The sequence below is a fragment of the Clavibacter phaseoli genome (genome assembly GCF_021922925.1).
In the GTDB taxonomy this organism is placed as follows: domain Bacteria; phylum Actinomycetota; class Actinomycetes; order Actinomycetales; family Microbacteriaceae; genus Clavibacter; species Clavibacter phaseoli.
In genome coordinates, this window is the sequence record NZ_CP040786.1 from 2743905 (window position 1) to 2770278 (window position 26374).

General features: G+C 75.0%; 27 protein-coding genes. 14 read left to right on the plus strand and 13 right to left on the minus strand.

Translation table 11 applies throughout. The features are described from left to right. Positions 1 to 220 precede the first annotated feature (220 nt). Both FGI33_RS12950 and FGI33_RS12955 read left to right on the plus strand, forming a co-directional pair. Positions 221 to 724, plus strand: coding sequence for a sigma-70 family RNA polymerase sigma factor (locus tag FGI33_RS12950; protein WP_237581994.1), 504 nt, complete (start codon positions 221 to 223; stop codon positions 722 to 724). Next, complete coding sequence (locus tag FGI33_RS12955) at positions 721 to 1533, plus strand: hypothetical protein (protein WP_237581995.1); 813 nt, start codon at positions 721 to 723, stop codon at positions 1531 to 1533. The genes FGI33_RS12950 and FGI33_RS12955 overlap by 4 nt, the downstream gene beginning before the upstream one ends. 36 nt (positions 1534 to 1569) lie before the next feature. Here FGI33_RS12955 and FGI33_RS12960 read toward each other — a convergent pair whose 3' ends face one another. After that, complete coding sequence (locus tag FGI33_RS12960) at positions 1570 to 2313, minus strand: TetR/AcrR family transcriptional regulator (protein ID WP_119435080.1); 744 nt, start codon at positions 2311 to 2313, stop codon at positions 1570 to 1572. A gap of 82 nt (positions 2314 to 2395) precedes the next feature. Here FGI33_RS12960 and FGI33_RS12965 point away from each other — a divergent pair, with 82 nt between their 5' ends. Continuing rightward, positions 2396 to 3889 carry an MFS transporter gene (locus FGI33_RS12965; protein WP_119435079.1) on the plus strand — a complete coding sequence of 498 codons (1494 nt, stop codon included), beginning with the start codon at positions 2396 to 2398 and terminating at the stop codon, positions 3887 to 3889. Between the two features lie 9 nt (positions 3890 to 3898). Here the strand turns inward: FGI33_RS12965 and FGI33_RS12970 are convergent, their stop codons facing one another. The 7 genes from FGI33_RS12970 to FGI33_RS13000 form a co-directional block, all read right to left on the minus strand. After that, positions 3899 to 4489 carry a dienelactone hydrolase family protein gene (locus FGI33_RS12970; protein WP_119435078.1) on the minus strand — a complete coding sequence of 197 codons (591 nt, stop codon included), beginning with the start codon at positions 4487 to 4489 and terminating at the stop codon, positions 3899 to 3901. A 133-nt stretch (positions 4490 to 4622) separates the two neighbouring features. Continuing rightward, positions 4623 to 5579, minus strand: coding sequence for a MerR family transcriptional regulator (locus tag FGI33_RS12975; protein WP_237581996.1), 957 nt, complete (start codon positions 5577 to 5579; stop codon positions 4623 to 4625). Positions 5580 to 5601: 22 nt separating this feature from the next. Further along, entirely contained in the window at positions 5602 to 6327 is a 726-nt protein-coding gene (locus FGI33_RS12980) for a HEAT repeat domain-containing protein (protein ID WP_220453111.1), read from the minus strand. Continuing rightward, a complete protein-coding gene (locus tag FGI33_RS12985; protein ID WP_237581997.1) occupies positions 6324 to 7055 on the minus strand; it encodes an alpha/beta fold hydrolase in 732 nt (243 codons plus the stop codon). Before FGI33_RS12985 ends, FGI33_RS12980 begins: the two co-directional genes overlap by 4 nt. A 96-nt stretch (positions 7056 to 7151) precedes the next feature. After that, positions 7152 to 8261 (minus strand): Gfo/Idh/MocA family protein, encoded by a 1110-nt coding sequence (locus FGI33_RS12990; protein WP_119435290.1) that lies wholly within the window; start codon positions 8259 to 8261, stop codon positions 7152 to 7154. After that, on the minus strand, positions 8258 to 9064 hold the full coding sequence (locus tag FGI33_RS12995; protein ID WP_119435289.1) for a sugar phosphate isomerase/epimerase family protein: 807 nt from the start codon (positions 9062 to 9064) through the stop codon (positions 8258 to 8260). Before FGI33_RS12995 ends, FGI33_RS12990 begins: the two co-directional genes overlap by 4 nt. A gap of 186 nt (positions 9065 to 9250) precedes the next feature. Then, positions 9251 to 9805 (minus strand): TetR/AcrR family transcriptional regulator, encoded by a 555-nt coding sequence (locus FGI33_RS13000; RefSeq protein WP_119435288.1) that lies wholly within the window; start codon positions 9803 to 9805, stop codon positions 9251 to 9253. A gap of 92 nt (positions 9806 to 9897) precedes the next feature. Here FGI33_RS13000 and FGI33_RS13005 point away from each other — a divergent pair, with 92 nt between their 5' ends. The 4 genes from FGI33_RS13005 to FGI33_RS13020 all read left to right on the plus strand — a co-directional run bounded on the left by FGI33_RS13005 (position 9898) and on the right by FGI33_RS13020 (position 12640). Beyond that, complete coding sequence (locus tag FGI33_RS13005) at positions 9898 to 10731, plus strand: alpha/beta fold hydrolase (protein WP_237581998.1); 834 nt, start codon at positions 9898 to 9900, stop codon at positions 10729 to 10731. Between the two features lie 82 nt (positions 10732 to 10813). Continuing rightward, entirely contained in the window at positions 10814 to 11080 is a 267-nt protein-coding gene (locus tag FGI33_RS13010; RefSeq protein ID WP_237581999.1) for a hypothetical protein, read from the plus strand. Between the two features lie 34 nt (positions 11081 to 11114). After that, positions 11115 to 11504 carry a VOC family protein gene (locus FGI33_RS13015; RefSeq protein WP_119435612.1) on the plus strand — a complete coding sequence of 130 codons (390 nt, stop codon included), beginning with the start codon at positions 11115 to 11117 and terminating at the stop codon, positions 11502 to 11504. 95 nt (positions 11505 to 11599) lie between these two features. Continuing rightward, the gene (locus tag FGI33_RS13020) at positions 11600 to 12640 is read left to right on the plus strand and encodes an alpha/beta fold hydrolase (protein WP_237582000.1); all 1041 of its coding nucleotides are present in this window, start codon (positions 11600 to 11602) and stop codon (positions 12638 to 12640) included. Here FGI33_RS13020 and FGI33_RS13025 read toward each other — a convergent pair. The 3 genes from FGI33_RS13025 to FGI33_RS13035 all read right to left on the minus strand — a co-directional run bounded on the left by FGI33_RS13025 (position 12637) and on the right by FGI33_RS13035 (position 15060). Beyond that, positions 12637 to 12873, minus strand: coding sequence for a hypothetical protein (locus tag FGI33_RS13025; protein ID WP_119435594.1), 237 nt, complete (start codon positions 12871 to 12873; stop codon positions 12637 to 12639). The two genes, FGI33_RS13020 and FGI33_RS13025, sit on opposite strands and share 4 nt — an antisense overlap. Positions 12874 to 13023: 150 nt before the next feature. Further along, on the minus strand, positions 13024 to 13995 hold the full coding sequence (gene glsA, locus FGI33_RS13030; protein WP_119435595.1) for a glutaminase A: 972 nt from the start codon (positions 13993 to 13995) through the stop codon (positions 13024 to 13026). Positions 13996 to 14250: 255 nt separating this feature from the next. Then, the gene (locus FGI33_RS13035) at positions 14251 to 15060 is read right to left on the minus strand and encodes a copper homeostasis protein CutC (protein ID WP_420022553.1); all 810 of its coding nucleotides are present in this window, start codon (positions 15058 to 15060) and stop codon (positions 14251 to 14253) included. Positions 15061 to 15218: 158 nt separating this feature from the next. On the opposite strand from FGI33_RS13035, the gene FGI33_RS13040 reads away from it, so the two are divergent. From FGI33_RS13040 to FGI33_RS13060, 5 genes are read left to right on the plus strand one after another with little or no spacing between them, the layout of a single operon-like run. Beyond that, positions 15219 to 16505 (plus strand): extracellular solute-binding protein, encoded by a 1287-nt coding sequence (locus FGI33_RS13040; protein ID WP_119435387.1) that lies wholly within the window; start codon positions 15219 to 15221, stop codon positions 16503 to 16505. Positions 16506 to 16512: 7 nt separating this feature from the next. Then, entirely contained in the window at positions 16513 to 17475 is a 963-nt protein-coding gene (locus tag FGI33_RS13045; RefSeq protein WP_119435386.1) for a carbohydrate ABC transporter permease, read from the plus strand. Further along, positions 17472 to 18419 (plus strand): carbohydrate ABC transporter permease, encoded by a 948-nt coding sequence (locus FGI33_RS13050; RefSeq protein WP_237582002.1) that lies wholly within the window; start codon positions 17472 to 17474, stop codon positions 18417 to 18419. The genes FGI33_RS13045 and FGI33_RS13050 overlap by 4 nt, the downstream gene beginning before the upstream one ends. Then, positions 18416 to 19423: an ROK family protein gene (locus tag FGI33_RS13055; protein ID WP_237582003.1), complete on the plus strand. Its 1008-nt coding sequence runs from the start codon at positions 18416 to 18418 to the stop codon at positions 19421 to 19423. The genes FGI33_RS13050 and FGI33_RS13055 overlap by 4 nt, the downstream gene beginning before the upstream one ends. Next, positions 19420 to 20697: an ROK family transcriptional regulator gene (locus FGI33_RS13060; RefSeq protein WP_237582004.1), complete on the plus strand. Its 1278-nt coding sequence runs from the start codon at positions 19420 to 19422 to the stop codon at positions 20695 to 20697. Before FGI33_RS13055 ends, FGI33_RS13060 begins: the two co-directional genes overlap by 4 nt. 34 nt (positions 20698 to 20731) lie before the next feature. Here FGI33_RS13060 and FGI33_RS13065 read toward each other — a convergent pair whose 3' ends face one another. Beyond that, a complete protein-coding gene (locus FGI33_RS13065; protein WP_237582005.1) occupies positions 20732 to 22228 on the minus strand; it encodes a M81 family metallopeptidase in 1497 nt (498 codons plus the stop codon). Between the two features lie 222 nt (positions 22229 to 22450). On the opposite strand from FGI33_RS13065, the gene FGI33_RS13070 reads away from it, so the two are divergent. Continuing rightward, entirely contained in the window at positions 22451 to 23311 is an 861-nt protein-coding gene (locus tag FGI33_RS13070; protein WP_182478428.1) for a sugar phosphate isomerase/epimerase family protein, read from the plus strand. Then, positions 23308 to 24396, plus strand: a complete 1089-nt coding sequence (locus FGI33_RS13075; protein WP_119434819.1) for a Gfo/Idh/MocA family protein — start codon at positions 23308 to 23310, stop codon at positions 24394 to 24396. The genes FGI33_RS13070 and FGI33_RS13075 overlap by 4 nt, the downstream gene beginning before the upstream one ends. 55 nt (positions 24397 to 24451) lie before the next feature. On the opposite strand, the gene FGI33_RS13080 is transcribed toward FGI33_RS13075, so the two are convergent. Further along, complete coding sequence (locus FGI33_RS13080; RefSeq protein ID WP_119434820.1) at positions 24452 to 26266, minus strand: RecQ family ATP-dependent DNA helicase; 1815 nt, start codon at positions 26264 to 26266, stop codon at positions 24452 to 24454. Positions 26267 to 26374 lie beyond the last annotated feature (108 nt).

The window sequence follows — 26374 nt, forward strand, 5'->3', positions numbered from 1 at the left end:
CACCGCTTCTGACAGGGCATACGCACGGCGGGCGGCGGGCGTTCATCGGATGCCGGAGATCCATCGGATCCGGTCGCCATCCCTCCGCGGCCCGGTCGGTGAACGCCGCGCCCTCCCCCGACGTATCCCCCGGTGAGGGCGCGCACCCGCCGCCTAGGCTGAGGGGATCACGATGGCGCTCGTCCTGACGCGTCCGGCACCTGCACCCGAGCGGAGCACGATGAGCGCGTCCACGCCCGGCCTCGACGTGCGCGCCGCGTTCGCGGAGCACGGCGGCGCGCTGCTCGGCTTCGCGGTCAACGCCCTGCAGGATCGCCAGCTCGCCGAGGACTGCGTGCAGGAGACGTTCCTCCGCGCCTGGCGGGCGCGCGACTCCTTCGACGGCGAGCGCGGCAGCGCGCGCACGTGGCTGTTCGCGATCGAGCGGCGGGTGATCCTCGACGTGCACCGCGCCCGGGCCCGCACGCCGCGCATCGTCGCCGAGGAGGAGGCGCCCGAGCAGGCGACGCGGGAGGCGGATCCGCTCGAGCGGCTCGGCATCGTCGAGGGCCTCGCGCGCCTGAGCGACGCGCACCGCGAGGCCGTCGTCGCGGTCCACCTCACCGGGCTCAGCTACCAGGAGCTCTCCACCGCGACGGGCGTCCCCGTCGCCACCCTGCGCACGCGCGTCTTCCACGCGCTCCGCGCCCTCCGCACGCATCTCGACGAAGTGGATCCCGCATGACCGACGACCGCATCCCCGATCCGCACGCCGCCGAGCCCGACGACCGCCGCGGCGAGCTCATCGCGGCGGCCCTGGCCGACGACCTCTCGCCCGCCGAGTCCGCAGAGCTCGCGGCGATGCGCGCCGCCGACCCGACGATCGACGAGGAGATCGCGCTGCTCGGCGGGCTGCCCGGGGCGATCCGCGGGGTCGGATCCTGGCAGCGGGCCGAGCCGAGCGCGGAGCTGGCGCGGCGGATCGAGCGGATCGCGGACGGCCGCGGCGAGGCGGCCAGCGCAGCGGATGCCGTGACGCCGACCGACACCGCGCCGCCGGCGGACGCCGACCGGCCCGCCGACCTCGACGCCCACCGCGCGACCCGCGGGACGCCTCCGCACCGCCGCCGCACGGCCCTGCTCATCGCCGGCGCCGCCGCCTGCCTCGTCCTCGGCGCCGTCGGCGGCGCGTTCCTCGCCACCCCGCGCGCCGACGTCGCGACCGGCCCGGCCGGCACGCTCGGCGCCGTCGAGGACGTGACCTTCCAGGGCGCGCCGGCGGGCGTCGACGTGGAGGGCGACGTCGTCGCGCACACCTGGGGCACCGAGACCGTCCTGTCGGTCGACGGCCTCCCCGCGGGCGACTCCTTCTCCGTGGTCGTGGTCGACGCCGCGGGCGGCGAGCACCCCTCCGGCACGATGCTCGGGTCCGCCGTGCGCATCGACTGCCGCCTCAACGCCGACGTGCTGCGCCAGGACGCGGCGTCCGTGGAGATCCGCGACGCCGCGGGCGACCGGGTCGCCGTCGCGGAGCTGCCGCCCGTCACCGCCTGATCGGCCTGAGCCACCCGATCCGCGGATCCGCCGGCATCACGACGCCGGCGGCAGCCCCGCCTGCTGGCGCACGCCCGCGAGGAGCAGGTCGAGCCCGGAGCGGAACACGTCGAGGTCGTCGTGCGTCGCCATCTCGCCCGCGGCGTCGTGCGCGAACGGGAACTCCGCCGGATCGAGCTCCCGCCAGCGGTCGGCGAGCACCCCCAGGAACCCCTCCCGGTCCATCCCGCTGTCCAGGAACTCCTGCGGCGGCGGCTCGGCGAGGTCGGCCGCGACCCCGACGACGTAGCTGACGATCGACGACACCGCGTGGAAGCGCTGCCGCGGCGTAAGGTCGAGCCCGAGCAGCTGCTGGCCGATCCGCTCGTACATCGCCATCGAGTTGGGCTGCAGCCCGTTGTTGCGGAGCATGTACTGCCCGAACCACGGCCGGCGCACGAGCTCGTCGAAGAGCGCGAGGGCGACGGCGCGCACGTTGCCGATCGGGTCGGATCCGTGGGTCAGCGGCTCGGTGTCCGCCAGCACCCGGCCCATCACCTCCTCGGTCACCTTCTCGAGCAGCTCGTCGCGGCTCGCGACGTACCAGTAGATGCTCGCGACGCCCCCGCCGAGCCGAGCGGCGAGCGCGCGGAAGGTGAGCGCCCTCTCCCCCGACTCGTCGAGGATCGCGAGGGCCTCGGCGAGCACCGTGTCGAGCGAGTGCGACGCGCGCTGGCGTCCCCGAGCGCGTGCGGGCGCGGCGGTGCCGCCGCCCTCCTTCGTGGATCCATCTGCCGCCATGGCTTGCATCCTACCGAACGGCGTTCCATACTATCGAACGTCGTACGGTTCTCGTACGGCGTTCGAGAGGAAGAGGATCCCGATGAGCACCCCCACGATCGCCTCCGCGCCACCCCGCGGCTACCCGTCCCTCCGCGCCGCGGCCATCCCGCTCGCCGCGCTCTGCCTGGCCTTCTTCGTCGAGATGGTCGACAACACGCTGCTCTCCATCGCCCTGCCGACGATCGGTCGCGCGCTCGACAGCGGCACGACCGGCCTCCAGTGGGTGACGGGCGCCTACTCGCTCACCTTCGGCGGCCTGCTGCTGACCGCGGGATCCGCCGCCGACCGGTTCGGCCGCCGCCGCGTCCTCCTGATCGGCCTCGCGGCGTTCGGCCTCATCAGCCTCGCCGTCGTCCTCGTCACCGACATCGGCCAGCTCATCGCCCTGCGCGCGGCGCTCGGAGCCGCCGCCGCGGCCATGGCGCCCGTCACGATGTCGCTGATCTTCCGCCTCTTCGAGGACGACAAGCTGCGCATGCGCTCGATCACGATCGTCATGGTCGTCGGCATGTCCGGCTTCGTCCTCGGCCCGCTCCTCGGCGGCTCGATCCTCGGCGCCGTCAGCTGGCAGTGGCTGCTGGTCGTCAACGCGCCCCTCGCGCTGCTCGTCTGGAGCGGCGTGCGCGCCGGGGTCCCCGCCGACCGCCGCGACGACCTCACCTCCGAGCGCCTCGACCTGCCCGGCACGGTGCTCACCGTCGCCGCGATCGGGCTCGGCTGCTACACGCTCACGAGCGGCGTCGAGCGCGGCTGGCTCGCGCCCGTCACGATCGCCTGCGCGCTCGGCGCCGTCGCCGCCGTCGCGGGCTTCATCGCCCGCGAGCGCCGCGCGGCCTCGCCCATGATCGACCTCGCGATCTTCCGCGCCGGCCCCGTCCGCGGCGCCGCGCTCACGCAGCTCGGGGCATCGGTCGCGTTCGCCAGCATCCTGTTCGGGCTGATCCTGCACTTCCAGTACGCCTACGGCTGGAGCCCGATGCGGGCCGGCCTCGCGAACCTGCCCATCATCGTCACGATGATCGCCGCGAGCCCCATCGCCGAGCGGCTCGCCACGCGCCTCGGCCACCGCATGGCGTGCCTCGTCGGCACCGGCTTCCTGGTGGGCGGGCTGGTCGGCCTGGCCTGGGCCGTGGACCGCGGCTACCCCTTCATGATGGCGGCGATGATCCTGTTCACCGTCGGGCTGCGCACGATCATGACCATCTGCGCGGTCGCCCTCGTCGAGTCGATGCCCCGGAACCGCACCTCGATCGGCGCCGCGCTCAACGACACCGCGCAGGAGCTCGGCACGAGCCTCGGCACCGCGGTCGTCGGCACGCTCATCGCGGCGCTCGTCACGACCGCGCTGCCGGCGGGCGCGTGGAGCGCCGACCTGATCCACTCGTTCTTCGCCGGCGAGCGGACCGTCTACCTCGTCGTCGCCGTCCTCACCGGTGTGATCGCCACCGTCGGCGCGCTCTCGCTCACGGACTCCCGCACGACGGAGGAGCCGGCGGCGGCCGACGAGCCCGAGCCCGACCGCGTCGCGGCGTGAGCGGGCGGCTCAGCCGAGGCGGGCCAGCAGCTCGAGCGACCGCTCGAGCACGAGCGCGGTGGCGACGGGATCCGACGACGGCAGCGACGCGTCCGTGAACAGGTGCGCGTCGCCGTCGTAGACGAACACCTCGGCGAGCTCCGGGCCCACGAGGTCGACCAGCTCGCGGGCGCCGTCGAGGTCGCCCTCGCCGGCGAAGAACGGATCCCGCGCCATGCCGTGCACCTGCGCGGGCACGCCGGCCGGCCACGGCCCGAAGGACCACTCCGCCGAGAGCGACACGAACGACTCGTAGAGGAGCGCGCCTCGGGCGCCCGGCCGGGTCTGGGCGAGGCGCTGCGCGATGGATCCGCCCCACGAGAAGCCGGCGTAGACGAGCTCGGCGGGCAGCCCGTCGAGGGCGCGGTCGGTGCGCTCGGCGACCACGTGGTCGGCGAGGCCCGCCATCAGCGCGAGGCCGGCCTCGATGGACTCCGGCAGCGCGCCGTCGAACAGGTCGGGCACGTGCACGGTGTGCCCGCCGTCCCGCAGCGCGTCGGCGAACGCGTGCACGCCGGGGCTCGCGCCCTGCACGTGGTGGAACAGCACGATCTCGGCCATGGGCGCACCTCTCGTCGTCCGCGCGCGGGCACGGATCCGGGCGCTCCCGTCGCGGGGCGCCGTGCCGCGAACCTACTCGCGGGTCCGCGCCGGGGACAGCCCCGATGCCCGGATCCGCGGGCCCGCCGACCCCTCAGGGAGCCGGCGTCTCGCTCACGTAGGACTCCGCGGCCAGCTCCATGCACCGCAGCCGCGCCGGGGAGAGGTCGTAGGGCATCCTCGCGATGGCCTCCATCGCGCTCATCGACGGGGCGGGCCGGCGGGAGCCGACCTCGTCCGCGGCGTCGGCGCCCTCGGGGTGCAGCGCATCCCAGGCGTCGACGAGCTCGTCGTCGAGGCGCGGGAGGTCGGATCCGTCGATCGCCGCGTGCAGCATCGTCTCGAAGGCGCGTCGCTCGGCCGCGACCTCCGCTACGCGCGGGTCGTCGACGGCGACCGTGTCGTCGAGCGCCTCCTCGGCGGCCTCGACGCGGTCGGACGCCGCGCGCAGGCCCGGGAGGGTGGCGATGGCGATGTGCCGGGTGGCGTTGAGCGCCGCGCCGAGCGGCCCGAGGACGCGCTCCACGACCAGCAGGTCGTCGAGGTCGGCCGGGCGGAGGGATCCGGCGGGCAGGCCCTCGAGGCGGGTGGCGACGGAGTCGGAGAGCAGGCCCAGGCGGCTGCCCCGGGCGCGCATGCGCCGGACGGCCGCGCGCTGGCGGCGCAGCTCCGCCTCCTGGGCGTCGAGGGTCGCCTCGAGCCGGGCGAGGATGCCGGCGACGTCCGCGTCGGCGCCCGGGGTCCCGCGATCGTCCGCGTCCGCATCCGCACCCGCGGGCGCCGGGTCGGCGAAGGCGTCGCGGATGTCGTCGAGGGCGATCCCGGCGTCGGCCATCCGCCGGATCCACAGCAGCCGGATCATCTCCGCGTAGCCGTACCGGCGGCGGTCGTCGGCGCCCCGTTCGGGCTCGGGGAGCAGGCCGATCTGGTGGTAGTGCCGGATGGCCCGCGGGGTGGTGCCGACGAACGCGGCCGCGTCGCCGATCCGGACCTGGCGGGGCGGGATCAGGGACGGGTGCATGGCGGGGCCTTCCTCGGCGGGGTGGGTCATGGGACCACCCGACCACATGACGCTACGGGAGGTGCAAGCCCGGCCGGCGGGCGAGGTGCGCGCCGAAGGAGGCGCGCCGGGCCTCGTCCACCGCGTCGTCGAAGCGGAGCTCCGGGTCGGCGAGCTGGGCGATGACGGCGAGCGCGTGGATCCGCACCCGGGCGTCCGCCGCGCGCCGCGACCGCTCGAGGACCGGCAACGCGGCCCGGCCGACGCTCGCGAAGGCGCGCGCGAGGCTGGCCTGCGTGTCGCGGCCGCCGCGGCCGAGCTGCGACGCGAGCTGCTGCGAGAGCCAGCGGGCGCCGGCCGGATCGCGGTCGCCGTCGACGAGGCCCGACGACGTGCGCCACGCGGTGCGGGCGACGTGGTCGTCGGGATCCCGCAGCAGCGCCGGCGTGATGGCGGGCAGGGCGCGCCGGTCGCCGATCTTGGAGAGCGTGTGCAGCGCCTGGCTGCGCGCCTGCGGGATGGGCGACGTCAGCTCGGCGATGAGCGGCGGGATCGTCAGCTCCGGGTCGTGCCGGATCAGCGCCCACGTGAGCATCTCGCGCACGTTGAGGTCGGGCTCGACGCGGCAGCGGTGGATGAGGCCCTCGACGAGCGCGGGATCCGGCCGGGTGCCCGCGGTGAGCGCGGCCTGCAGCCGGGAGGACGCGTCGGGCGCGCGGAGGGCCGCGGCCAGCCGGGCGGCGATCTCGGCGTCGGCGGGGCGCTCCTGGCGTCCGGGCTCGCGCGGCGCGTCCGTCACAGCAGGTCCTCGATCGCGGCGAGCACCCGGTCGGGGTCCTCGAGCTGCATGTCGTGGTGGATCCCCGGCAGCCGCCGGACGTCCCACCCGGCGCCCGCGAGCTCGGCCGAGTACGCGTCCGGCAGCACGGCGGGCGCGTCGTCGGAGAGCACGACCGTCGACGGAACGGCGGGCGCGCTCACCGCGAGCGGGTGGAAGGCCACGTCGCGGAACACGCCGACCGCCATGCCTCGGTCGAACCGCTGCTGCGCCGCGTCGAGCGACGCGCGGACGGCGGCCGGGTAGGCGGCGCGCACGCGGGCGGCGGCGCGGGCGCGCGGGATCTGCGCGGCGGCGAGCCCCACGAGCGGCGCGGCCCAGAACAGGCGGCCGCGGATCCCCGTGGTCGGCAGCGCGAGCCGGAACCCGGGGTCGAGGTAGATCGCGCGCGCGGGCTCCAGGCGGGCGACGGCGCGCACCAGCACCGATCCGCCGAGCGAGTGGCCGACGACCGCGTCGAGGCCGCGCGGCAGGGACGCGACGAGGTCGTCGGCCATGTCCTCGATCCCGTAGGAGCCGGCCCGGTCGCTCGCGCCGTGCCCACGGAGGTCGACGGTCGTGACGGTGACGCGGCCGGTGGCGACGAGCCGGTCGACGACGGGCGCCCACGTCGCCCCCTCCGCGCCGAGCCCATGCACGAGGCCGACGTGGCGCGCGCCGGATCCGGTGGTGACGCGATGCAGCTGCATGGGTCCAGTCTCCTCCGCGGGCCGCCGCCTGCCGAGCGCGGGACGGCCCCGCATCCGTCACCGGATGCGGGGCCGTCAGGTCGAGCGGATGCGGCGCTAGAGCGTCGCGGCCGCCGGGTCCCAGTCCTCCGCGAGCGGCGTCGGCTTCTCGACGCTCGAGGCGACCTCCACCACGTCGCGGCTGTCGGCCGCGTCGCGGATCGCGAGCAGCACGTCGAGCACGTGCGCCGCGACCTCGCCGGAGGCGCGCACCGGGTCGCCGCCGCGGATGCTGCGCGCGAGGTCCAGCACGCCGGATCCGCGGCCGTACGTGGACCCGTGAGCCGCCAGCGTCTCCGGCTCCTGCTGCCCGAAGCGCCACAGCTGACTGTCGCCCTCGAAGGTGTTCGGGTCGGGGAGCACGATGGTGCCCTCGCTGCCCGAGATCTCGACGAAGCCCATGCGCGGCAGCGCGTTCTGGAAGCTGAACGTCGACTGCGCCGACTGCCCGCCCGCGAACGAGATGAGCGCCGCGTGGTGCGTCGGCACCTCCACCGGGAAGTCGGTGCCCGCACGGGGTCCGCTGCCGATGGTGCGCGTCGTGCGCGAGGTCGAGGAGACCGCGCTCACCGTCTCCGCCGCGCCGAACGCGTGCACGAGCGTGGTGACGTAGTACGGGCCCATGTCGAACAGGGGTCCGGCGCCGCGCGCGAACAGGAACTCGGGGTTCGGGTGCCAGGCGTCGGGGCCGGGCACGTGGAAGAGCGTCGTCGCGGTGAGCGGCTCGCCGATGTCGCCGCGGGCGATGGCGCGCATGGCCGACTGGATCCCCGCGCCGAGCACGGTGTCGGGCGCGCACGCGACCTGCACGCCGGCGGCGCGGGCCGCCTCGAGCAGGTCCTGGCCGGACTCGTGGTCCAGCGCCAGCGGCTTCTCGCTCCACACGTGCTTGCCGGCCGCGACGATCCGGCGGCCGACCTCCGCGTGCGTGGCGGGCAGCGTGAGGTTCACGACGATCTCGATCTCGTCCATGGCGAGGAGCTCGTCGACGGTGCCGTGGTTCGGCACGCCGTGCTCCTCGGCGCGCGAGCGGGCGCGATCGAGGTCGATGTCGGCGACGAACAGGACCTCGAGGTCGGGGAACGCCGTCATGTTCTCCAGGTAGGTGCCCGAGATGACGCCCGCGCCGATGACGCCGACGCCGACGCGGCCGGTGCCGCCGGTCACTTGTCGTTCTCCTGCAGCCAGGCGAAGGACGCCGCGATGCCGTCGAAGACGTCGCCGGCGTAGTCGTCGAACTCGACGACGCGCAGCGCGTGCGGTGCGGCGGCCAGCACGGCGGCGACGTCGACGTCGCCCTGCCCGGCGGGCTCCTGCATCTTGAAGGCCTGCGCGAGCTCCGGGGGCACGACGAGCGCGGACTCGGCGCTCGGCAGCACGTTCGCGATGGCGTCGGAGATCTTGCCGTCCTTCACGTGCAGGAACTGCACGCGGTCGCCGAGCTGGCGGAGGAGGGCGGGCGTGTCCATGCCGCCGACGGTCGACCAGAAGGTGTCGAGCTCGAGCACGACGTCGGCGTCGAGGCGCTCGACGAAGAGCTCGTAGACGGGGCGCCCGTCGACCTTGTTCGCGAACTCCCACTGGTGGTTGTGGTACCCGAAGGCGAGCCCGCGCGCGGCGGCCTGCACCTGCAGCTCGTTGACGCGGTCGGCGATGCGGTGCGCGTCGTCGGCGGTCTGCCAGCGCTCCGAGGGGATGAACGGGTCGATGACCGTCTGGATCCCGAGCTTCGCGGCGGCGTCGAAGGTGCGGGAGGCCTGGTCGTCGTCACCGTCGATGACGGGCGCGTGGCCGGAGGGCGCGGTGACGCCGGACGCCGCGAACGCGGTGGCGAACTCGTCGGCGCGCTCGACGAACGCGTACGGCTCGACCTGCGTGTAGCCGATCTCGGCGACGCGGGCGACGGCGCCCTGCAGGTCCGCGGAGACAGCGTCGCGGACCGTGTAGAGCTGGACGGAGGGGGCGGTCATGGTCGCTCCTTTCAGGAGGGTGACTGGTGGCCCGACGGCCACCGCACGCTCCCGCCGTCGCGTCTGGACGGCTGAGCCACGATGCCCGCAGGGTTCGACCGGCGCGAGAGGCGCCGTGCCACCAAACCTACCGTCGGTCGGGGTCCGGATCCCAGGGGCGCGGGCGACGGATCCGCGACCGGGCGATCAGGTCTGCGCGGCGATGAGGAGCGAGGCCGCCCGCCTGGCCTGCGCGGCGGGCGCGCTCGAGCCGCTGATGGCCGCCGTGGTCTGGGCGCCCTCCGCGAGGATCGCGAGCTGCGCCGCGAGGTCCGGGGTGCCGCCGGCGTCCGCGACCAGCTCGGCCACGTACTCCTGGAACGACGCCTTGTGAGCGCGGGCGGCGTCCGCGACCCGCGGCGACACGGCCCCGAGCTCGCCGAACGCGTTGATGAAGCCGCAGCCGCGGAAGCTGTCGGTGTCGAACCACTCGGAGAGGTAGTCGTACAGCGCGAGCAGGCGCTCGACCGGACCGGACGCCGCGGCGACCTGGGCCTCGACCCCCGTAGTCCACATCGCGTGCCGGTGCTCGAGCACCGCCAGCACGATGGCCTCCTTCGAGGGGAACAGGGCGTAGAGCCGCTTGAGCGAGACGCCGGAGGTCGCACGGAGGTCGTCCATCCCCACGGCCTGGATGCCCCGGGAGTAGTAGAGGCCGTCCGCCGTCCCGATGATGAGGTCCCGCGTCGCGTCGGCGTCCATGGACCCATCCTAATTGACAGAGAACGATCGTTCCCATAGCGTGGCCACCACGGGAGAACGCACGTTCTCCCTCATCGCGACCAGGAGGATCCATGTCATTCGTCACCGTCGGCACCGAGAACGCCACCGACATCGAGCTGTACGTCGAGGACCACGGCCAGGGGCAGCCGGTCGTGCTGATCCACGGCTACCCGCTCGACGGATCCTCGTGGGAGAAGCAGACCGCCGCGCTCCTCGACGCCGGGTACCGCGTCGTGACCTACGACCGCCGCGGCTTCGGGCGCTCCTCGAAGCCCACCGTCGGCCACGACTACGACACGTACGCGGCGGACCTGAAGGCCGTGCTCGAGGCCCTGGACCTCCACGACGTCGTGCTCGCCGGCTTCTCGATGGGCACGGGCGAGGTCGGCCGCTACCTCGGCACCTACGGCTCCGACCGCATCGCCAAGGCCGTCTTCCTCGGATCGCTCGAGCCGTTCCTGCTGCAGGACGACGACAACCCGGCCGGCGTGCCCCAGTCGGTGTTCGACGGCCTCCGCGAGTCCGTCGTCGCCGACCGCTACGCGTTCTTCACGAGCTTCTTCGACGGCTTCTTCAACACCGACGAGAACCTCGGCACGCGCCTCAGCCCCGAGGCCCTCGAGGCGAACAAGGCGCTCGCCTACGCGGCGTCGCCGTACGCGTCCGTCTGGGCCCAGCCCACCTGGCTCACCGACTTCCGGGCCGACGTGGCGCGGATCGACGTCCCGTCGCTCATCGTGCACGGCACGGCGGACAACATCCTCCCCATCGACTCCACGGGCCGCGAGTTCCACAAGGCGCTGCCCGCCGCCGAGTACGTCGAGATCGAGGGCGCGCCCCACGGCATGCTCTGGACCCACGCCGACGAGGTCAACGACGCGATCCTCGGCTTCCTCCGCCGCTGATCCCCGGGCGGCCCGACCCGCGTCGGGCCGCCCTCCCCTTCCGCACCGCCCGCCCGCACCACCCGCACCGGAGAGAACCGCCATGACCACCGCACGCACCGCCGGCTCCTACGTGAGCTCCCCCACCGCCCGCCGCGCGCCCGGCACCTACACCGGCACTGAGCCCGGGATGCCGCTCCCCGGCTCCTACGCCGGCCGGGCCCCCGCCGCCGCAGGCACGTACACCGCGAGCGCGCTCGCGCCCCTGCGCGCGCACCGCGCCCTCCGCGCCGGCCGCCGGGCGACGCTCCGAAGCGCCGTCGGCGGACGCCCCGCGACGTCCCCCGTCCGCCTCCCCGTGGCAGGCTGACAGCACCGCTCGACGACGAGAGAAGGAGCTGTCCATGAGGATCCGCCGCACCATCACCGTGTTCGACGCACCGGACCTCGCCGCGGAGAGCGCCTTCTGGGCCGGCCTCCTCGGCGGAGAGGTCGACGCGGAGGACGACTGGCACAGCGTCCGCGTGGACGGCGAGTGGCGCCTCGGGTTCCAGCTCGCGCCCGACTTCGTGCCGCCGGTGTGGCCGGGCGAGGGCCCGCGCCAGCAGATGCAGCTGCATCTCGACCTCTACGTCGACGACCTCGACGAGGGCCGCGAGCGCGTGCTCGCCCTCGGCGGCCGCCTGATCCAGCCCGCGGCGGACCCGACGGCGCCCGACCGCTTCGACGTGTACGCGGATCCGGCGGGCCACCCGTTCTGCCTGTGCATCTCGAGCGAGGACGCGCGGGCCTGACCGCGCGCCGGGTCGGCCGGCGCGCAGGCGCCGTGCCCTAGCGTGGACGCCTCGCGGATCGCGCCCGACGACCCGCCCGCCGCAGGAGGCACCGCATGACCGAGCACGGCCGCCCCGCGACGACGGTCCGCGTCACGCGCCTCGTGCACCGCGGCCTCACCGTGCGGATCAGCACCCTCGGCACCCCCGGCGACCGCGCGTTCGTGCTCGTGCCCGGCATCGGCGTCTCCTCCGACTACTTCGAGCGCCTCGCGCCGCGCCTCGACGCGCACGGCACCGTGCACGCGCTCGACCTCCCGGGGTTCGCGGGCGTGCGGCACCCCGGACGGGCGCTCGAGATCCGCGAGTACGCCGACCTCGTGGGCGCCGCGATCGACGAGCTCGGCCTCGACGACCCGGTGCTCGTCGGCCACTCCATGGGCACGCAGGTCGTGGCGGACCTCGCGGCGAGGCGGCCGGGGATCAGCGCGCTCGTGCTCATCGGGCCCGTCGTCGACCCGTCGGCTCGATCCGTGCCGGTGGCGGCCCTGCGGTTCCTGCGGTCGTCGTGGCACGAGCCCCGGCGGATCCAGGTGCTCGCCGTCCGCGCGTACCTCGTGTGCGGCGTGCGCTGGTTCCTCCGCGTGCTGCCGCGCATGATGCGGTACCCGATCGAGGCCCGGCTGCCGGCGATCCGCGCGAGCGCCCTCGTGATCCGCGGCGAGCACGACGCCGTCGCCCCGCGCGCGTGGGTCGAGGAGATGGGCCGGCTGCTGCCGCGGGCGCGGCTGTGGGAGATCCCCGGCGCCGCGCACTCGGTGATGCACGACCACGCCGACGAGGTCGCCCGCCTCTGCCTCGCGCACCTCGAGCACCCGCCGGGCGAGGACTCGTCGACCGAGGACGCGTCCGCCGAGCTGCGCCGCTTCCCGGAGGGCGAGGAGCACCCCGACGAGGAGCACGCCGACTTCGCGCCCACGGTCGGCGACTCGATCCGGGCGCTCCGGGCGCAGGTCGCCGAGGGCGTCGCGATCCTCAGCGGCGACGACGCCGCGATCGGCCGCGCCAAGACCGCCCACGCGGAGGCGATGGCGGACGCGGCGGAGCGGGCCCGGCGGCGCCGCACCCGTGGCCGCGCCGTACGCTCCCGCGGCTAGCGCGGGGTCGCGTCCGGGCGCGCGCCCGTCTCCTCGCGGCCGGCCGTCGACGCGTCGCGCGACGCATGCTCCAGCGCCTCCAGCCGCCTCTCGATGCGCTGCGTCGCCCGCCGCGTCCGCACGACGGACACCGCGATCACGACGCCGAGCACGACGTAGACGAGCGGCATCAGCCTCGACAGCAGCGCCGCGAGGAGGAGCGGCCATCCCGCCCCGGGCAGGGTCGGGGCCACGAAGGCCGGGACGGCGATGAGGTCGAGTGCGGTGATGGGGTCCTCCGGCGGTCGTCGTGCGCGTCCGGGCGACGCTACCCGCGCACCGGCGCAGCCGGAAGGGGCCGGCGGGAGCGCGCGGTCCGTGCGACGGGACCGGCGACGGATCCGTCAGCCGCGCCCGTCCGCGCCGCCGAACGCGTGCAGCCCGAGCTCGTCCGCGAGCTCCTGCGCGAGCCTCGCGCCGCGCACGCTCGTGCCCTGGTCGTCGAGCGGCGGGCTGAAGACGGCGGCGCCCAGGCGGCCGGGCGCGGAGAGCACGATGGCGCCGGAGACGCTCGACTTCGCGGGCACGCCGACCCGCCGCATCCACCGGCCGGATCCGTCGTAGACGCCGCACGTGGCCATCACGGAGACGACGTCGCGCGCCACCTCGCGGGAGACCACGCGTAACCCCGTCAGAGGGTTACGTCCCCCGGCGGCGAGCGTCGCACCCATCGCCGCGAGGACCTCGGGCGTCACGAGCACCGCGCACGCCCGCGCGTAGGCGGCCACCGCGTCGTCGGCCGAGACATGCAGCGTGCCCTCGGAACGCATGAGGTGGGCGAGCGCGTGGTTGCGGTCGCCGAGGAGCTGCTCGCACTCGGCGACGTCCTCGTCGACCTCGAGGTCGCGCCCGGCGAACGCGCCGAGCCCCGCGAGGATCCGGTCGGTGCGCTCCTCGAGGGAGGATCCGCGCACCAGGCTCGCCGTGAGGATCGCCCCCGCGTTCACCATCGGGTTCGGCGGCCGGCCCGTGCCGCTCTCGAGCTTGATGGCGTCGAAGGCCTCGCCCGTCGGCTCGATGCCGACCGCGTCGAGCGCGGCGCCGTCGGTGTCGGCGAGCGCCAGCGCGAAGAGGAACGGCTTCACCGCCGACTGGATGGAGAAGGGGTGCGTGCTGTCCCCCGCCGCGTGCGTGCGGCCGTCGGGCGTGACGAGCGCGATGCCGGCGAGCGACGGATCCGTCTCCGCGAGCTGCGGGATGCTGTCGTCGACCTGCCCGCCGCCATCTTCGGCCACGGACGCGAGCAGCCGGTCGAGGTCGAGCGCGTGGGCGGCGTCGTGCGCCGTGTCGTGCGGGGTGGATCCGGGAGCGGTCATCCCCCGAGCCTGCCAGCGCGGGCGGCGGGCGACCCGAGCGGGCCGTGGACGGTCATCTTGCTGTGCCCGCGACGCCGCGGAAGGGGGTGTGGCCCGGCCTCCGTGCACGGAGGACCGGGCGGTCGGGACGTCTCCCCCGAGACGCCGACCCGACGCGAGGACTGCCCACCCGAAGGGCTCATCCCGCTGGTTGACACGTAGGCCCCGCCCCCGGTCCATGCATGTGCATCGACGTTCCGCGGCTAGTCCACCCGGTCAGCCGACGGTGTCGCGCGGATCCGTGCCCTCGCCGTCCGGTAGCGCCCCGCGCCGTACGCGCCCGCCCGCCTCGCGCGCCGCCGCGACCGCAGCCGCGACGACCTCCCCGTCGGCCACGTCGTGCGCCGCCTCGCCGCCACCCGGACCCACGCGCGTCGCGACCACGCGCCGCCGCGCCGATAGGTGGATCGCGTCGACGCCCGCGCGCACGAGCCCCGGGATCGCCTCGACCGTCACTCCCCCGCCGGCCTGGATCTCGAGCCGCCCGTCCGCGCTCGCCACCAGCTCCGCGAGCGCCGCCACCCCGTCGCCCGCGCGCGCGGCGCCGCCGGACGTGAGCACGCGCCCGACCCCGGCGGCGAGCAGCGCGTCGAGCGCGGCGAGCCGGTCGTCGACGGCGTCGATCGCCCGGTGGAAGGTGAAGACGGCGTCGCCGGTCGCGTCGACGAGCCGGGCGAGGAGGTCCTGATCCACCCGCCCGTCCTCCGTGAGGCCGCCGGAGACGACGCCCGCGGCTCCCGCGGCGAGCGCCGCCCGCACGTCGCGGAGCATGACCGCGCGCTCGTCGGCGTCGTGCACGAACCCGCCCGGACGCGGCCGGATCAGCACGTGCACGGGTAGCCCCACGGCGACCACGGCCTCCACGAGCCCGACGCTCGGGGTCACCCCGCCCGTCGCGGCGAGCGCGGAGCACAGCTCGACGCGGTCGGCGCCGGAGGCCCGGGCGGTGCGCGCGGAGGCCGCGTCCTGCACGGCGATCTCCACGGCCACGCGTCGATCGGGGGACGGTTCGGCGGGGCGCGTCATGGCCCCATGGAAGCACCCCCACCCGGATCCGCCCGCGCCGCAGATGAAGAACATGTTTATGCAGGCGCGATTTAACACGCCGCGTGCCTGCGCGGGCCCCGGCGCTCGGAGCATGGGTGCCAGCCGCCACCCGCACCGCGAGACCAGGAGACACCGTCATGGCCGACATCACCCGCCGCACCGCCATCGGGCTGGGAGGGGCCTTCGGCCTCACCGCGCTCCTCGCCGCCTGCGCCTCCGGATCCAGCGGCGGCGGCGGCCCCGCCACCGCCGACCTCCGCGTCTGGATGATGACCGACTCGGTCTCGCAGGAGGCGCGCGACTGGCTGAAGAAGACGTTCGAGGAGCAGCACCCCGGATCCACCCTCACGATCGAGCTGCAGGTGTGGGACGGCATCGTCTCCAAGCTGCAGACCTCGCTCGCGAGCGCCGACTCCACCCCCGACATCATCGAGCTCGGCAACACGCAGGCCCCCACGTTCTGCGCGGTCGGGGCGCTCACCAGCCTCGAGGACATGAAGGAGGAGCTCGGCGGATCCAGCCTCACGCAGTCGCTCGTGGAGCTCGGCTCGCACGACGGCCAGATGTACGCCGCCCCGTTCTACGCGGGCAGCCGCCTCTTCTTCTACCGCAAGGACATGTTCCAGGAGGCGGGCGTCGAGATCCCGACGAGCGTCGACGAGCTCACCGCCGCCGCCGCGAAGCTGCAGGCCGCGCACGCCGGCGACCCCTCGTTCTCGGGCCTCTACCTCCCCGGCATCTCGTGGCAGTCGGCGCTCGCGTGGCAGTTCACCGAGGGCGGCCTCCTCGCCGAGCAGGACGGCGACACCTGGAAGGGCACGCTCTCCAGCCCCGAGAGCCAGAAGGCGTTCCAGGCGCTGCAGGAGATCTGGACGACCGGATCCACCGCGGGCGGCGTCACCGACAGCGAGGTCGCCGAGAAGCCGTGGGTGCCGTTCAACGCGGGCGAGACCGCGATGTTCTTCGGCTTCAACTGGCACCTGGCCAACATCGACCAGGCGCTCGTCGACGCCGGCAACGTCGGCTACTTCGGCTTCCCGGCCGCCGCGGGCGGCGACGCCGGCCACCCGTTCGCCGGCGGGTCCAACGTCGCCATCTCGGGCCGCTCGAAGAACCAGGACCTCGCCAAGGAGGCCATGAAGCTGATCTTCTCGCAGCCCTTCCAGGAGTACTTCGCCACGGTGGGCGGCTGGGTCCCCGGCAACCTCGACTACGCCGCCGCGCTCGGCAGCGACGAGCTCGCGACCCTCACCACGGAGGCCGTGCGCAACTCGGTCGGCACCCCGGCGGCGCAGAACTGGGCGCTCGTGGAGGGCGCGCGCGTGATCGACGACTTCTACGTCGCGATCGCGGCCGGCGGCGACCCCGTCGCGCTGGCGTCCGCCGCCGACGCCAAGCTCACGAGCCTGCTCGGCCCGTCGTGATCCGCCGATGAGCGCCGTCCTCAGCACGTCCACCTCGACGCCGTCGCCCGCGCCGGCGCTCGAGGCGCCGCGGAGCCCGAGGGCCGAGCGCCGCCTCGCGCTGGTGCTGGTCCTGCCGGCCGTCGCGATCGTCGCGGTCGGCCTCGGCTACCCGCTGGCGCGGCAGGTGATCATGTCGTTCCAGCGCTTCGGCCTCGCCCAGCAGTTCGGGCAGGCGCCGGAGCTCGTGTGGTTCGACAACTACGCGCAGGTGCTCGGCGACCCGGCCTTCTGGGCGTCGCTCGGCCGGTCGGTGGGCTTCTGCCTGGCGTGCGCGGCGGCGACCGTGGTGGTCGGCACGGCGGGCGCGATGCTCCTGACGCAGGTGCGCCGGTCCATCGCGGTGGCCGTGCAGATCGTGATGCTCGTGGCGTGGGCGATGCCCGTGCTCAGCTCGCTGCAGGTGTTCCAGCTGCTGTTCGACCCGCGCAGCGGCGTGGTCGGCTGGACCCTCGGCCAGCTCGGCGCCGAGGGGATGGTCGGCTACAACTGGCTGTCGGATCCGCTCACGTTCTTCGCGGTGGCCGGCCTCCTCATCACGTGGATGAGCGTGCCGCTCGTGGTCTTCATGGTCTACGCGTCGGTGACGCAGCTCGACGAGTCGATGATGGAGGCGGCCCAGCTCGACGGCGCCGACGCCCGGCAGCGCTTCGTGCACATCGTGGCGCCGTCGGTCGCCCCGGTGCTCCTGCTCGTGAGCCTGCTGCAGGTGATCTGGGACCTGCGGGTCTTCACGCAGATCCACATCCTGCAGCAGAGCAGCGGCATCACCGACCAGACCAACGTGCTCGGCACGTTCGTCTACCAGATCGGGCTCTCCGGCGGGAACTACGGCGTCGCCTCGGCGGCCGCCATGGTGATGCTCGCGGTCAGCCTGGTGCTCACCTGGCGCTACATCCGGGCGCTCCTGACCGAGGGGGACGGCCGATGACCGCGACCATCGCACGCTCCGCGACGACGCCCGCGTCCGGCTCCGCCCCGGCCCCCGGTTCGCCCGCCACGGCGCCGGGCGACGCGCGCCCCGCCGCCCGCGCGCCCCGCGCCCGCCGCCGCCGCTCGCCCGGGCGCATCGCGCTCGACCTGGTGGCGATCGCGTTCGGCCTCGTCTGGCTCTTCCCCGTCTACTGGATGGTGGACGCCGCGTTCCTCACCTCCGACCAGCTGTCGTCGCGCACGCCCACGTGGTTCCCCGTCGGCGGCACCGTCGAGCACTTCGCGCGCGTCCTAGGCGACGCCGGGTTCTGGTCGGCGCTGCGCATGAGCACGCTCATCGCGCTCGTCGTGGTGGCCGGGTCGCTCGCGTTCGGCGTCGTCGCCGCCTTCGCGCTCAGCCGGTTCCGGTTCCGAGGGCGCACGTCGATGATCGTGGCCGTGCTCGTGATCCAGATGATCCCGGCCGAGGCCCTCTTCATCTCGCAGTACCGCATGCTCGACGGCTGGGGCCTGCTCAACTCCGTGCTCGGTCTGAGCGTGCTGTACCTGGCCGCCAACGTGCCGTTCACGATCTGGGTGCTCAAGGGCTTCGTCGACGGGATCCCCGTGGAGCTCGAGGAGGCCGCCATGCTCGACGGCTGCAGCCGCGTCGGCGCGTTCCGCCGGGTGACCCTGCCGCTGCTCGGATCCGGCCTCGTCGCGTCCAGCATCTTCAGCTTCCTGGCCGCCTGGAACGAGTACACGCTCGCGCTCGTGACCCTCTCCGCCGACGGCAGCAGCACGCTCCCGCTCTGGCTGCAGGGGTTCCGCGGCCAGATGCAGGAGACCGACTGGGGCGGCATCATGGCAGGATCGACGCTCATGGCGCTCCCCGTGGTGATCCTCTTCCTCATCGTGCAGAAGCGCATGGCGACGGGCCTCACCGCGGGCGCGGTCAAGTGACGGACCTCCCGCGGCTCGAGCTGCGGGTCCCGCGGCCGGTCATCGCGTTCGACATCGGCGGCACGGACGTCAAGATCGCCGTCGTGGACGCGCGCGGCGAGGTCGTCGAGGCCCGCTCGATGCCGACGCCCACCCACGACGCCGTCGCCTTGGTCGCCGCGCTCGCCTCCGCCGTCGCGGACGCCGCGCGCGACCACCCGCACGCCGCGCCCGAGGCCGTCGGCGTGCACGTGGCCGGCGTCGTCGACGACGACCGCGGCGTGGTCGTGCTGGCCGAGCACGTGGGCCTCCGCGACGTGCCCATGCGCGACCTGCTGGCCGAGGCCACCGGGCTGCCCGTCGCGTTCGGCAACGACGCGCGCGGCGCCGGGGTCGCCGAGTTCGAGATGGGCGCCGCCCGCGGCGCCCGCGACGCGGTCGTGGTCACCATCGGCACGGGCATCGGCGCGGCCGTCTTCGTGGACGGCCGCCTCTACACCGCGGGCGGGCGCGGCGCCGAGCTCGGGCACCTTCGCACGACGCCCGTGGGATCCGATGCCGGCGTCCGCTGCGCGTGCGGCGGATCCGGCTGCCTCGAGACCGTCGCGTCGGCCCAGGGTGTGGCCGACGCCTACGCCCGGGCGACCGGGAGCCCGAGCGCCGAGGGCGGATCCGCGCGCGTGTTCCGGGCCGCGGCCGCCGGGGATCCGGTCGCGCAGCGGGTCGTCGACGCGTGCATCGACGCGCTGGCGCTCGCCTTCGCGCAGCTGACGGCGATCCTCTCCCCCGAGGTCGTGGTGGTCGCCGGCGGGCTGTCCCGCGCGGGCGAGCAGCTCCTCGGGCCGCTGCGCGAGCGCCTCGACTCCCTCCTCACCTTCCAGCGCCGTCCGCTCGTGGTGGCGGCGCGCTTCGGCGGGCAGGCCGGGGTGATCGCGTCGGCGCTCATCGCCGGGCGCCTGCCGGAGGCGGACCGGCCCGCCGCCGTCGATCCCGCGCGGTCCACCGCCGGGGCCGTGGGCGCGTGACCGTCCTCCCGCCGGCGGGTCCGCCCGGCCCGCCCGCGGCGCGCCCGCCCGAGCGCCTGCTCGGCGGGGGCCGCCTGCCCCCGCCGACCCCGCGGATCCGCCGCCAGGTCCCCGACAGCGAGATCGCCGGCGAGACCGCGTCGGCGCTGCTGTACATGATCGCCACGGGCTCGGCCACGAACCGCGCCGACCTCGCCCGCACGCTCGGCCTGCCGCCGTCGACCATCACGGGCAAGATCACGCAGCTGCTGCACGCCGGCCTCGTCGAGGAGCGCGGGTCCGGCGACCCGACGGGCGGCCGCCGCCCGCGCGTGCTGCACCTCCGCGACGACGCGGGCGTGATGCTCGCGGCCGACCTCGGGCGCAGCCACGCCCGGCTCGCGCTCCTCAGCATGTCCGGCACCATCGTCGACGCGCGCACCATCCCCATCGACATCGGCGCTGGGCCGCTCGGCGTGCTCGCGCTGGTCGCCACGGCGCTGCGGACGCTCGTCGCGGAGTCCGGGGATCCCGTCGTCCGCGGCGTGGGCATGTGCCTGCCCGGCCCGGTCGACACCGCGCGCGGCATGGTCGAGTCGCCCGCGTCGATGCCCGGCTGGCACCGCTTCGACGTCGTCGGCTGGCTCGCGGACGAGTTCGACGCCGTCGCCGTGGTCGACAACGACGCCAACATGATGGGCCTCGGCGAGCACGCCACGCTCGACCGCCGGGCGGCCGGATCACGCGTGCGGGTCGGCAGCATGCTCTTCCTCAAGGCGGGCGCGTCCGTCGGCTGCGGCATCGTCATCAACGGGCACGTGTACCGCGGCGCCACCGCGCTGGCGGGCGACATCGCGCACGTCCGGGTCGCGGCGGCCGCGGGGATCCCGTGCAACTGCGGCAACAGCGGCTGCCTGGAGACGGTGGTCGGCGCCACCGGCATCGTCGCCGGCCTGCGCGCCGCCGGTGCCCCCGTGCGCGACCTGCCGGACGCCGTGCGGCTCGCCCACGACGGCGACGCGCGCGCCACCACGCAGCTCCGCCAAGCGGGGCGCACGGTCGGCGACACGCTCGCGGCCGTCGTCAACTTCTTCAACCCGGAGGTCGTGGTCATCGGCGGGATGCTCTCGACGGTCGAGCCGTTCGTCGCCGCCATCCGCTCGCAGCTCTACGAGAGCTGCCACCCGCTCGCGACGACGACGCTGCGGATCCAGCAGACCGAGGCGGGCGTCGACGCGGGCGTGCTCGGCATCGGGCAGCTGTGCCTGCGGCGGGCGCTGGCGCGGCTGTACTGAGCGGACGCGCGCGCGCTCCCGGCCGGCGCCGCCCTCAGGACTCGCGCGTCATCATGCGGGCCGACAGGTCGGGCGTCTCCGTCACCTCGTCGAACGGCACCATCGGCCGGATGATCCGGTGGTGCGGCAGCCGCGCGAGGTCCTGGTCGACCCCGCCCGGCGTGAGCGCCATCATCCAGTCCGCCGCCATCGCGTGCAGCTCGGGCTCGAGGTAGCCGATCTTCACCACCACGATGTCGGCGGCCCGCGCGTCGATGCCGTTCCGCTGGAAGTCCCGCTCCAGGTGGTACGGCTTCCGGCGGGCCGTGAGGATCACGCGCAGCCCGCCCACGCGCACGACCGCCTCGACGTCGGCGGCGGGATCCCCGTGCGCGATGTGCTCGACCGTGCCGCGGATCTCCGCCGGCGGCGCGACCGTGTCGTCCACGAGCGCGCCGGCCCGCACGTCGACCTCGCCGCCCACGCCCGCCGCGACGCACGCGGCGACGGCGCCCGGATCCGGGATCGACGCGTACACGGCCTCGACGGCGCCCGACGCGATCTCGGGCCGCGCGAGCAGCGCGCGCAGGGTGCCCGTGGCGTCGCCCGCGCCGCCGGCCGTGGGGTTGTCGCCCGAGTCGCTGAGGAAGAAGGGCCGCGCGTCGCTCGCGACCGCGCGGTCCAGGCACTCGTCGAGCGTGCCCACGGGCGCCACGAACGCGAAGTCGTCGCGCACCCGCCAGAGCTCGGCGGCCAGCTCCTCGGCCGACCCCGCGACCACGGCCGCGTCGTCGCCCGTGACGACGACGGCCGCGTGGTTGCGCGGCTCGTCGGCCCAGGCGTAGCCGATCCAGATCCCGGCGTCGATCACGCCGTCGCGCGCCGTGATCCCCGGGATGCGGCCGTACAGGCCCTTCGCCGGCTCGTCGCGCGTGCTCGTCTTCTCGCCCGGCAGCAGGATCGGCACGGGCACCCACGCGGTCGCCACCGGATCCCGGCGCCGCGGCCCCGTGAGCCGGTCGACGAGATTCTGCACCGCGCGCTCGACGGTCTCGAGCGCGTCCTCGTGCGGGGCGAGGCGGTAGCAGGTGATGAGGTCGACGGACGTCGCGAGCAGCGGCGTGACGTTGCCGTGCAGGTCCATGGTCGCCGAGACGATCGCGTCGGGGCCGACGAGCTCGCGGATGCGGGCGGCGAGCGCGCCCTCGGGGTCGTCCGTGCCGATGACGCTCATGGCGCCGTGCACGTCGTACAGCACGCCGTCGACCGGGCCGCCCTCCGCGAGCGCGCGCTCGAGCGCGCCCAGCATGTCGTCGACGATCGCGCGGTGGTCGTCGGCCGGGACGGGCCCGCCGGGGATCGCGCGGAAGTGCGGCAGCGCGGTCCACTCCGTGCGCTCCCGCAGCGGCGAGCCGGGCGCGAGGAACGGGCGGCCGGCGAGGTAGGCGTCGCCCTCGGTGCGCACGAACTGGTCGACGCGGGTCACGGCGGGCGAGTACACGCTCGCCTCGAGCGACATGCCGAGCGAGACGATCCGGGGGCGGTGCGGCATGGGATCCCTTCCGTCCGGCGCGGGTCGGGTCGGGTCGGCGAGCGCCGCCCTCCTGCCGGGTGCTCCCACCATATGGACGCGCCCGACGCGTCCCGCCGGCGGGCCGTTACGGCTCCGTTAAACCGGTCGCGTCCGAACCGCGGCCCCGGGACGCCGACGCGCGCCGCGCCTAGCGTGGGGTCACGGCCGACCGCGCGGCCGCCGGATCCGGAAAGGCCGCCCATGCGCATCGGCGTCAGCTCCTACACGTTCGCCCCGGCCCTCGAGGCCGGCACCCTGACCGTCCCCGACGTGGTCGACCTCGTGGCCGACTCCGACGCCACCCACCTGGAGATCTCGATCGCCGGCCTCGGCAGCGAGCTCGTCGACGACCCCGACCTGGTCGACGCGATCCGCGCCCGCGCCGACGCGCGCGGCGTCGGGCTCGCCAACTACGCGGTCGGCGCCGACCTCCTCGACCCCGACCTCGACGGCCAGGTCGCCCGGCTGCACGAGCACATCCGGGTCGCGCACGAGCTCGGGATCCCGCTGCTCCGGCACGACGTGTTCGCCTGGCCCTGGCGCGAGGCCGACGACGACGCGTTCGAGCGCGCCTTCGCGACGATCGTGCCCGTCTGCCGTGACCTCGCCGACCACGCCGCGACCCTCGGCATCGCCACCACGGTCGAGAACCACGGCATGAGCATGAACGCGAGCGACCGGATCCTGCGCCTCGTCGAGGCCGTCGACCGGCCCGCCTTCCGCGTCACGCTCGACGTGGGCAACTCCTTGTGCGTCGACGAGGATCCGCTCGCCGCCGTGCCGCGCCTCCTCCCCCACGCCGCCGTGGTGCACCTCAAGGACTTCGACGTGCGCGACGTGCCGCCGGACGGCACGTGGATGACGACGCTCGGCGGGCGCGGGATCCGCGGCGCCGTCGTCGGCTCCGGCGACCTGCCCATCGGCCGCCTCCTCGCGCTCGTGGCGGACTCGGGCTTCGACGGCCCGGTGTCCATCGAGTTCGAGGGGCTCGAGGATCCGATCACGGGCTTCACGCAGGGCCTCGCCGCCGCCCGCCGCCTCGCCGCGGAGGCCACCCGATGAGCGAGATCACCGCGCCCGCCGCCCCCGCCGCGCCCGTCCGCATCGGCGTCGTCGGCGCCGGCACCATCGCCGGCCTCCACCTCGCCGCCTACGCCCAGAACCCCGACGTGGTCGTCTCCGGCATCTGCGACATCGACGGCGAGCGCGCCGCGTCGCGCGCGGCCGAGCACGGCGCCGGCATCGTCTCGACCGACTTCCGCGCCTTCGTCGCCGATCCCGGCATCGACGCCGTGAGCGTATGCACCCGCAACGACACGCACGCGGAGGTCGCGATCGCCGCGCTCGAGGCGGGCAAGAGCGTCCTGCTCGAGAAGCCCATGGCCGTCACGGTCGCGCAGGCCGAGGCCATCGTGGCGGCCGAGGCGGCGAGCGCCGGATCCGTGCAGGTCGGCTACGTGCGCCGCCACTCCTCGAACGCGGTCACCCTCAAGCGCTTCGTGGACGCGGGCGACCTCGGTCCCCTCTACTACGCGAAGGCCGTGTTCCTCCGCCAGGCGGGGGATCCGGGCGGCTGGTTCTCGAACCGCTCGGTCTCGGGCGGCGGCCCGCTCATCGACCTCGGCGTGCACTTCCTCGACATGGCGCTCTGGCTCATGGACTTCCCCGAGCCCGTCGCGGTCACGGGCTACACGTTCTCGCGCCTCGGCAGCCGCACGAACCTCCGCGGCCTCACCCGCTACCTCAGCGCCGACCAGACGCCGTCGGACGACCCGGTCGAGGACCTCGCGGGCGCGGTGGTGCGCTTCGCCTCCGGCGCCGTGCTCGCGATCGAGACCTCGTACTCCCTGCACGGCCGCGACAGCCAGTCGTTCGAGGTGTTCGGCGAGAAGGGCGGCGCGACGCTGGAGCCCGCGCTGCGGATCACGACGGAGCTGCACGACACGGCGGTCGAGATCACGCCGAACATCGACGCCCTGTCCTTCGACCTCGCGGAGGGCTTCCAGGTGGAGATCGACACCTTCGTGCGCATGGTGCGCGGCGAGGTCGAACCCGTCGCGCCCGCGGCCCACGGGCTGCACCTCGCCCGGATCCTCGAGGCCGTCTACGCGTCGGCCGCGAGCGGGCGCGAGGTGCGGCTGGACTGAGGCGACGGGCGCCCGGGCGGGTGGCGCGACGCATGTCCGCGCCGCCGCCCGCGACTCACGCCGGCTGCAGCAGCGACCCCTCCTCCACGAGCTTCCGCGACAGCACGCGGTACCCCTCCTTCTCGAAGAAGACGGTGATCCGGTCCTCCTCCGTGCTCATCACGGTGCCCGGCCCCCACTCGGCGTGGGTGACCTGCGACTGCGCGGGGAACATCTCGTCGGACGCGGCAGCGGTCGCGTCGCCGTCGTCCGTCGCGCCCATCGCCTCGTCGTGCGCATCGTCCTGGTCGAGCCGGTCGCACGCGTCGCAGTTGCCGCAGCGCTCCGGCGACTCCTCGCCGAAGTAGCCGAGCAGGTACTGGCGGCGGCACTGCTGCGTCTCGGCGTAGCCGCGCATCATGTCGAGCCGCGACACCTCGATGCGCTCGCGCTCCTGCGCGACCTCCTTCGCGCGGGACGCGGCCTCGCGCGGATCCAGCTCCTCGCGCACGAAGGCGCCGTCGCGATCGGATCCGAGCACGCCCGCGTCCACGAGCAGGTTGAGCACGCCGCCCACCGTGCGCGCCGACATCCCGGCGCGCTCGGCGACCGCGGCGGGCCGCACGGGTCCGTCGACGCCCGCCACCGCGACCGCCGCGTACACGTCGCGGAGGCTCGCCGGCCGGGGCGTGCGCGCCGCGAAGAAGCGGCGGAGGCCGAGGTCCTCGGCGCGGTAGTGCAGGATCCCGACCGCCGGCTCCCCGTCGCGCCCCGCGCGCCCGACCTCCTGGTAGTACGCGTCGACCGACTCGGGCGGCGCCGCGTGGATCACGTAGCGCACGGTCGGCTTGTCGATGCCCATGCCGAACGCGCTCGTCGCGACGACCACGTCCACGTCGTCCTCGTGGAACGCGGTCTGCACGCGCTCGCGCTCGGCCGCCGGCAGGCCCGCGTGGTAGGCGTCGACGCGGAGGCCGGCCGCGCGGATCTCGTCGGCGTAGTCCTCGGCGTCCTTGCGCGTCGCGACGTAGACGAGGCCCGGCTGCGTCTGCTCCACCACGTGCGCGACGATCGCGCGACGCTTCTCGGACTCCTCGGTGTGCCGGCGCACCTCGAGCCGGATGTTCGGCCGGTCGAAGCCCGAGGACAGCACGAACGGGTCGCGCAGCCCCAGCCGCTCCTCGATCTCGACGCGGATGGGCGTGGATCCCGTCGCCGTCATCGCGACGGTCGGCGGGTGCCCGAGCGCGTCGATCACGCCGCCGAGCCCCAGGTAGTCGGGCCGGAAGTCGTGGCCCCACGATGCGACGCAGTGCGCCTCGTCGATCACCACGAGCGACACCCCGCGCGCCACGAGCCGCTCGACGACCGCGTCGCGGGCCAGCTGCTCGGGCGTGAGGAACACGATCCGCGCGCCCGGCTCCTCCACGGTCGCCCACGCCTCGTCGAGCGCCTTCCCGCGGATCGTGCTGTTGATGACGCGCGCGGGCGGCGCGGCGGGCGCGTCCTCGAGGTTCTGCACCTGGTCGGCCTGCAGCGCGATGAGCGGGGACACGACGACGGTGAGGCCCTCCATCAGCACGGTCGCGACCTGGTAGATGGCGGACTTGCCGTAGCCCGTGGGCATCACGACGAGCGCGTCGCGCCCGCGGACGAGCGGGCCGATCGTGCGTACCTGGCCGTCGTGCAGCTCGTCCCAGCCGAAGGACTCGCGGGCGACGCGGAGCGCGTCCTCGGGCTCCGGGCCCGGCGCGGGCTCCGGGACGATGGCCGGATCCTCGGCGGCGGGCCGCTCCTCGACGGGCCGGTCCTCGGCCGTGCGGTCGTGCGCTGTGCGGGTGGTCGTGCGGGTGGTGCGGGTCGTTCCCGCCGCGGTGCGGTTCTGCTTCACCTCCCCACTGAACGCCGGGCGCCGAGCAGTGACCAGGCGCGCGCATCCCCTCTCGGCGGACCGTCACCCTCCCCGGCCGCCGGGCGCGCCGCGCGCGCGCCGGCCTGA

Bases quoted from the DNA above. Each gene is read 5' to 3' on its own strand.
- FGI33_RS12960 (WP_119435080.1), bottom strand. From the start codon at position 2,313: ATGGCGGCAGATGGATCCACGAAGGAGGGCGGCGGCACCGCCGCGCCC.
- FGI33_RS12950 (WP_237581994.1), top strand. From the start codon at position 221: ATGAGCGCGTCCACGCCCGGCCTCGACGTGCGCGCCGCGTTCGCGGAG.
- FGI33_RS12955 (WP_237581995.1), top strand. From the start codon at position 721: ATGACCGACGACCGCATCCCCGATCCGCACGCCGCCGAGCCCGACGAC.
- FGI33_RS13045 (WP_119435386.1), top strand. From the start codon at position 16,513: ATGAGCGCCGTCCTCAGCACGTCCACCTCGACGCCGTCGCCCGCGCCG.
- FGI33_RS12970 (WP_119435078.1), bottom strand. From the start codon at position 4,489: ATGGCCGAGATCGTGCTGTTCCACCACGTGCAGGGCGCGAGCCCCGGC.
- FGI33_RS12985 (WP_237581997.1), bottom strand. From the start codon at position 7,055: ATGCAGCTGCATCGCGTCACCACCGGATCCGGCGCGCGCCACGTCGGC.
- glsA (WP_119435595.1), bottom strand. From the start codon at position 13,995: ATGACCGCTCCCGGATCCACCCCGCACGACACGGCGCACGACGCCGCC.
- FGI33_RS12995 (WP_119435289.1), bottom strand. From the start codon at position 9,064: ATGACCGCCCCCTCCGTCCAGCTCTACACGGTCCGCGACGCTGTCTCC.
- FGI33_RS13020 (WP_237582000.1), top strand. From the start codon at position 11,600: ATGACCGAGCACGGCCGCCCCGCGACGACGGTCCGCGTCACGCGCCTC.
- FGI33_RS12965 (WP_119435079.1), top strand. From the start codon at position 2,396: ATGAGCACCCCCACGATCGCCTCCGCGCCACCCCGCGGCTACCCGTCC.
- FGI33_RS13070 (WP_182478428.1), top strand. From the start codon at position 22,451: ATGCGCATCGGCGTCAGCTCCTACACGTTCGCCCCGGCCCTCGAGGCC.
- FGI33_RS13075 (WP_119434819.1), top strand. From the start codon at position 23,308: ATGAGCGAGATCACCGCGCCCGCCGCCCCCGCCGCGCCCGTCCGCATC.
- FGI33_RS13015 (WP_119435612.1), top strand. From the start codon at position 11,115: ATGAGGATCCGCCGCACCATCACCGTGTTCGACGCACCGGACCTCGCC.
- FGI33_RS12975 (WP_237581996.1), bottom strand. From the start codon at position 5,579: ATGACCCACCCCGCCGAGGAAGGCCCCGCCATGCACCCGTCCCTGATC.
- FGI33_RS13000 (WP_119435288.1), bottom strand. From the start codon at position 9,805: ATGGACGCCGACGCGACGCGGGACCTCATCATCGGGACGGCGGACGGC.
- FGI33_RS13040 (WP_119435387.1), top strand. From the start codon at position 15,219: ATGGCCGACATCACCCGCCGCACCGCCATCGGGCTGGGAGGGGCCTTC.
- FGI33_RS13010 (WP_237581999.1), top strand. From the start codon at position 10,814: ATGACCACCGCACGCACCGCCGGCTCCTACGTGAGCTCCCCCACCGCC.
- FGI33_RS13035 (WP_420022553.1), bottom strand. From the start codon at position 15,060: ATGACGCGCCCCGCCGAACCGTCCCCCGATCGACGCGTGGCCGTGGAG.
- FGI33_RS13005 (WP_237581998.1), top strand. From the start codon at position 9,898: ATGTCATTCGTCACCGTCGGCACCGAGAACGCCACCGACATCGAGCTG.
- FGI33_RS13065 (WP_237582005.1), bottom strand. From the start codon at position 22,228: ATGCCGCACCGCCCCCGGATCGTCTCGCTCGGCATGTCGCTCGAGGCG.
- FGI33_RS13050 (WP_237582002.1), top strand. From the start codon at position 17,472: ATGACCGCGACCATCGCACGCTCCGCGACGACGCCCGCGTCCGGCTCC.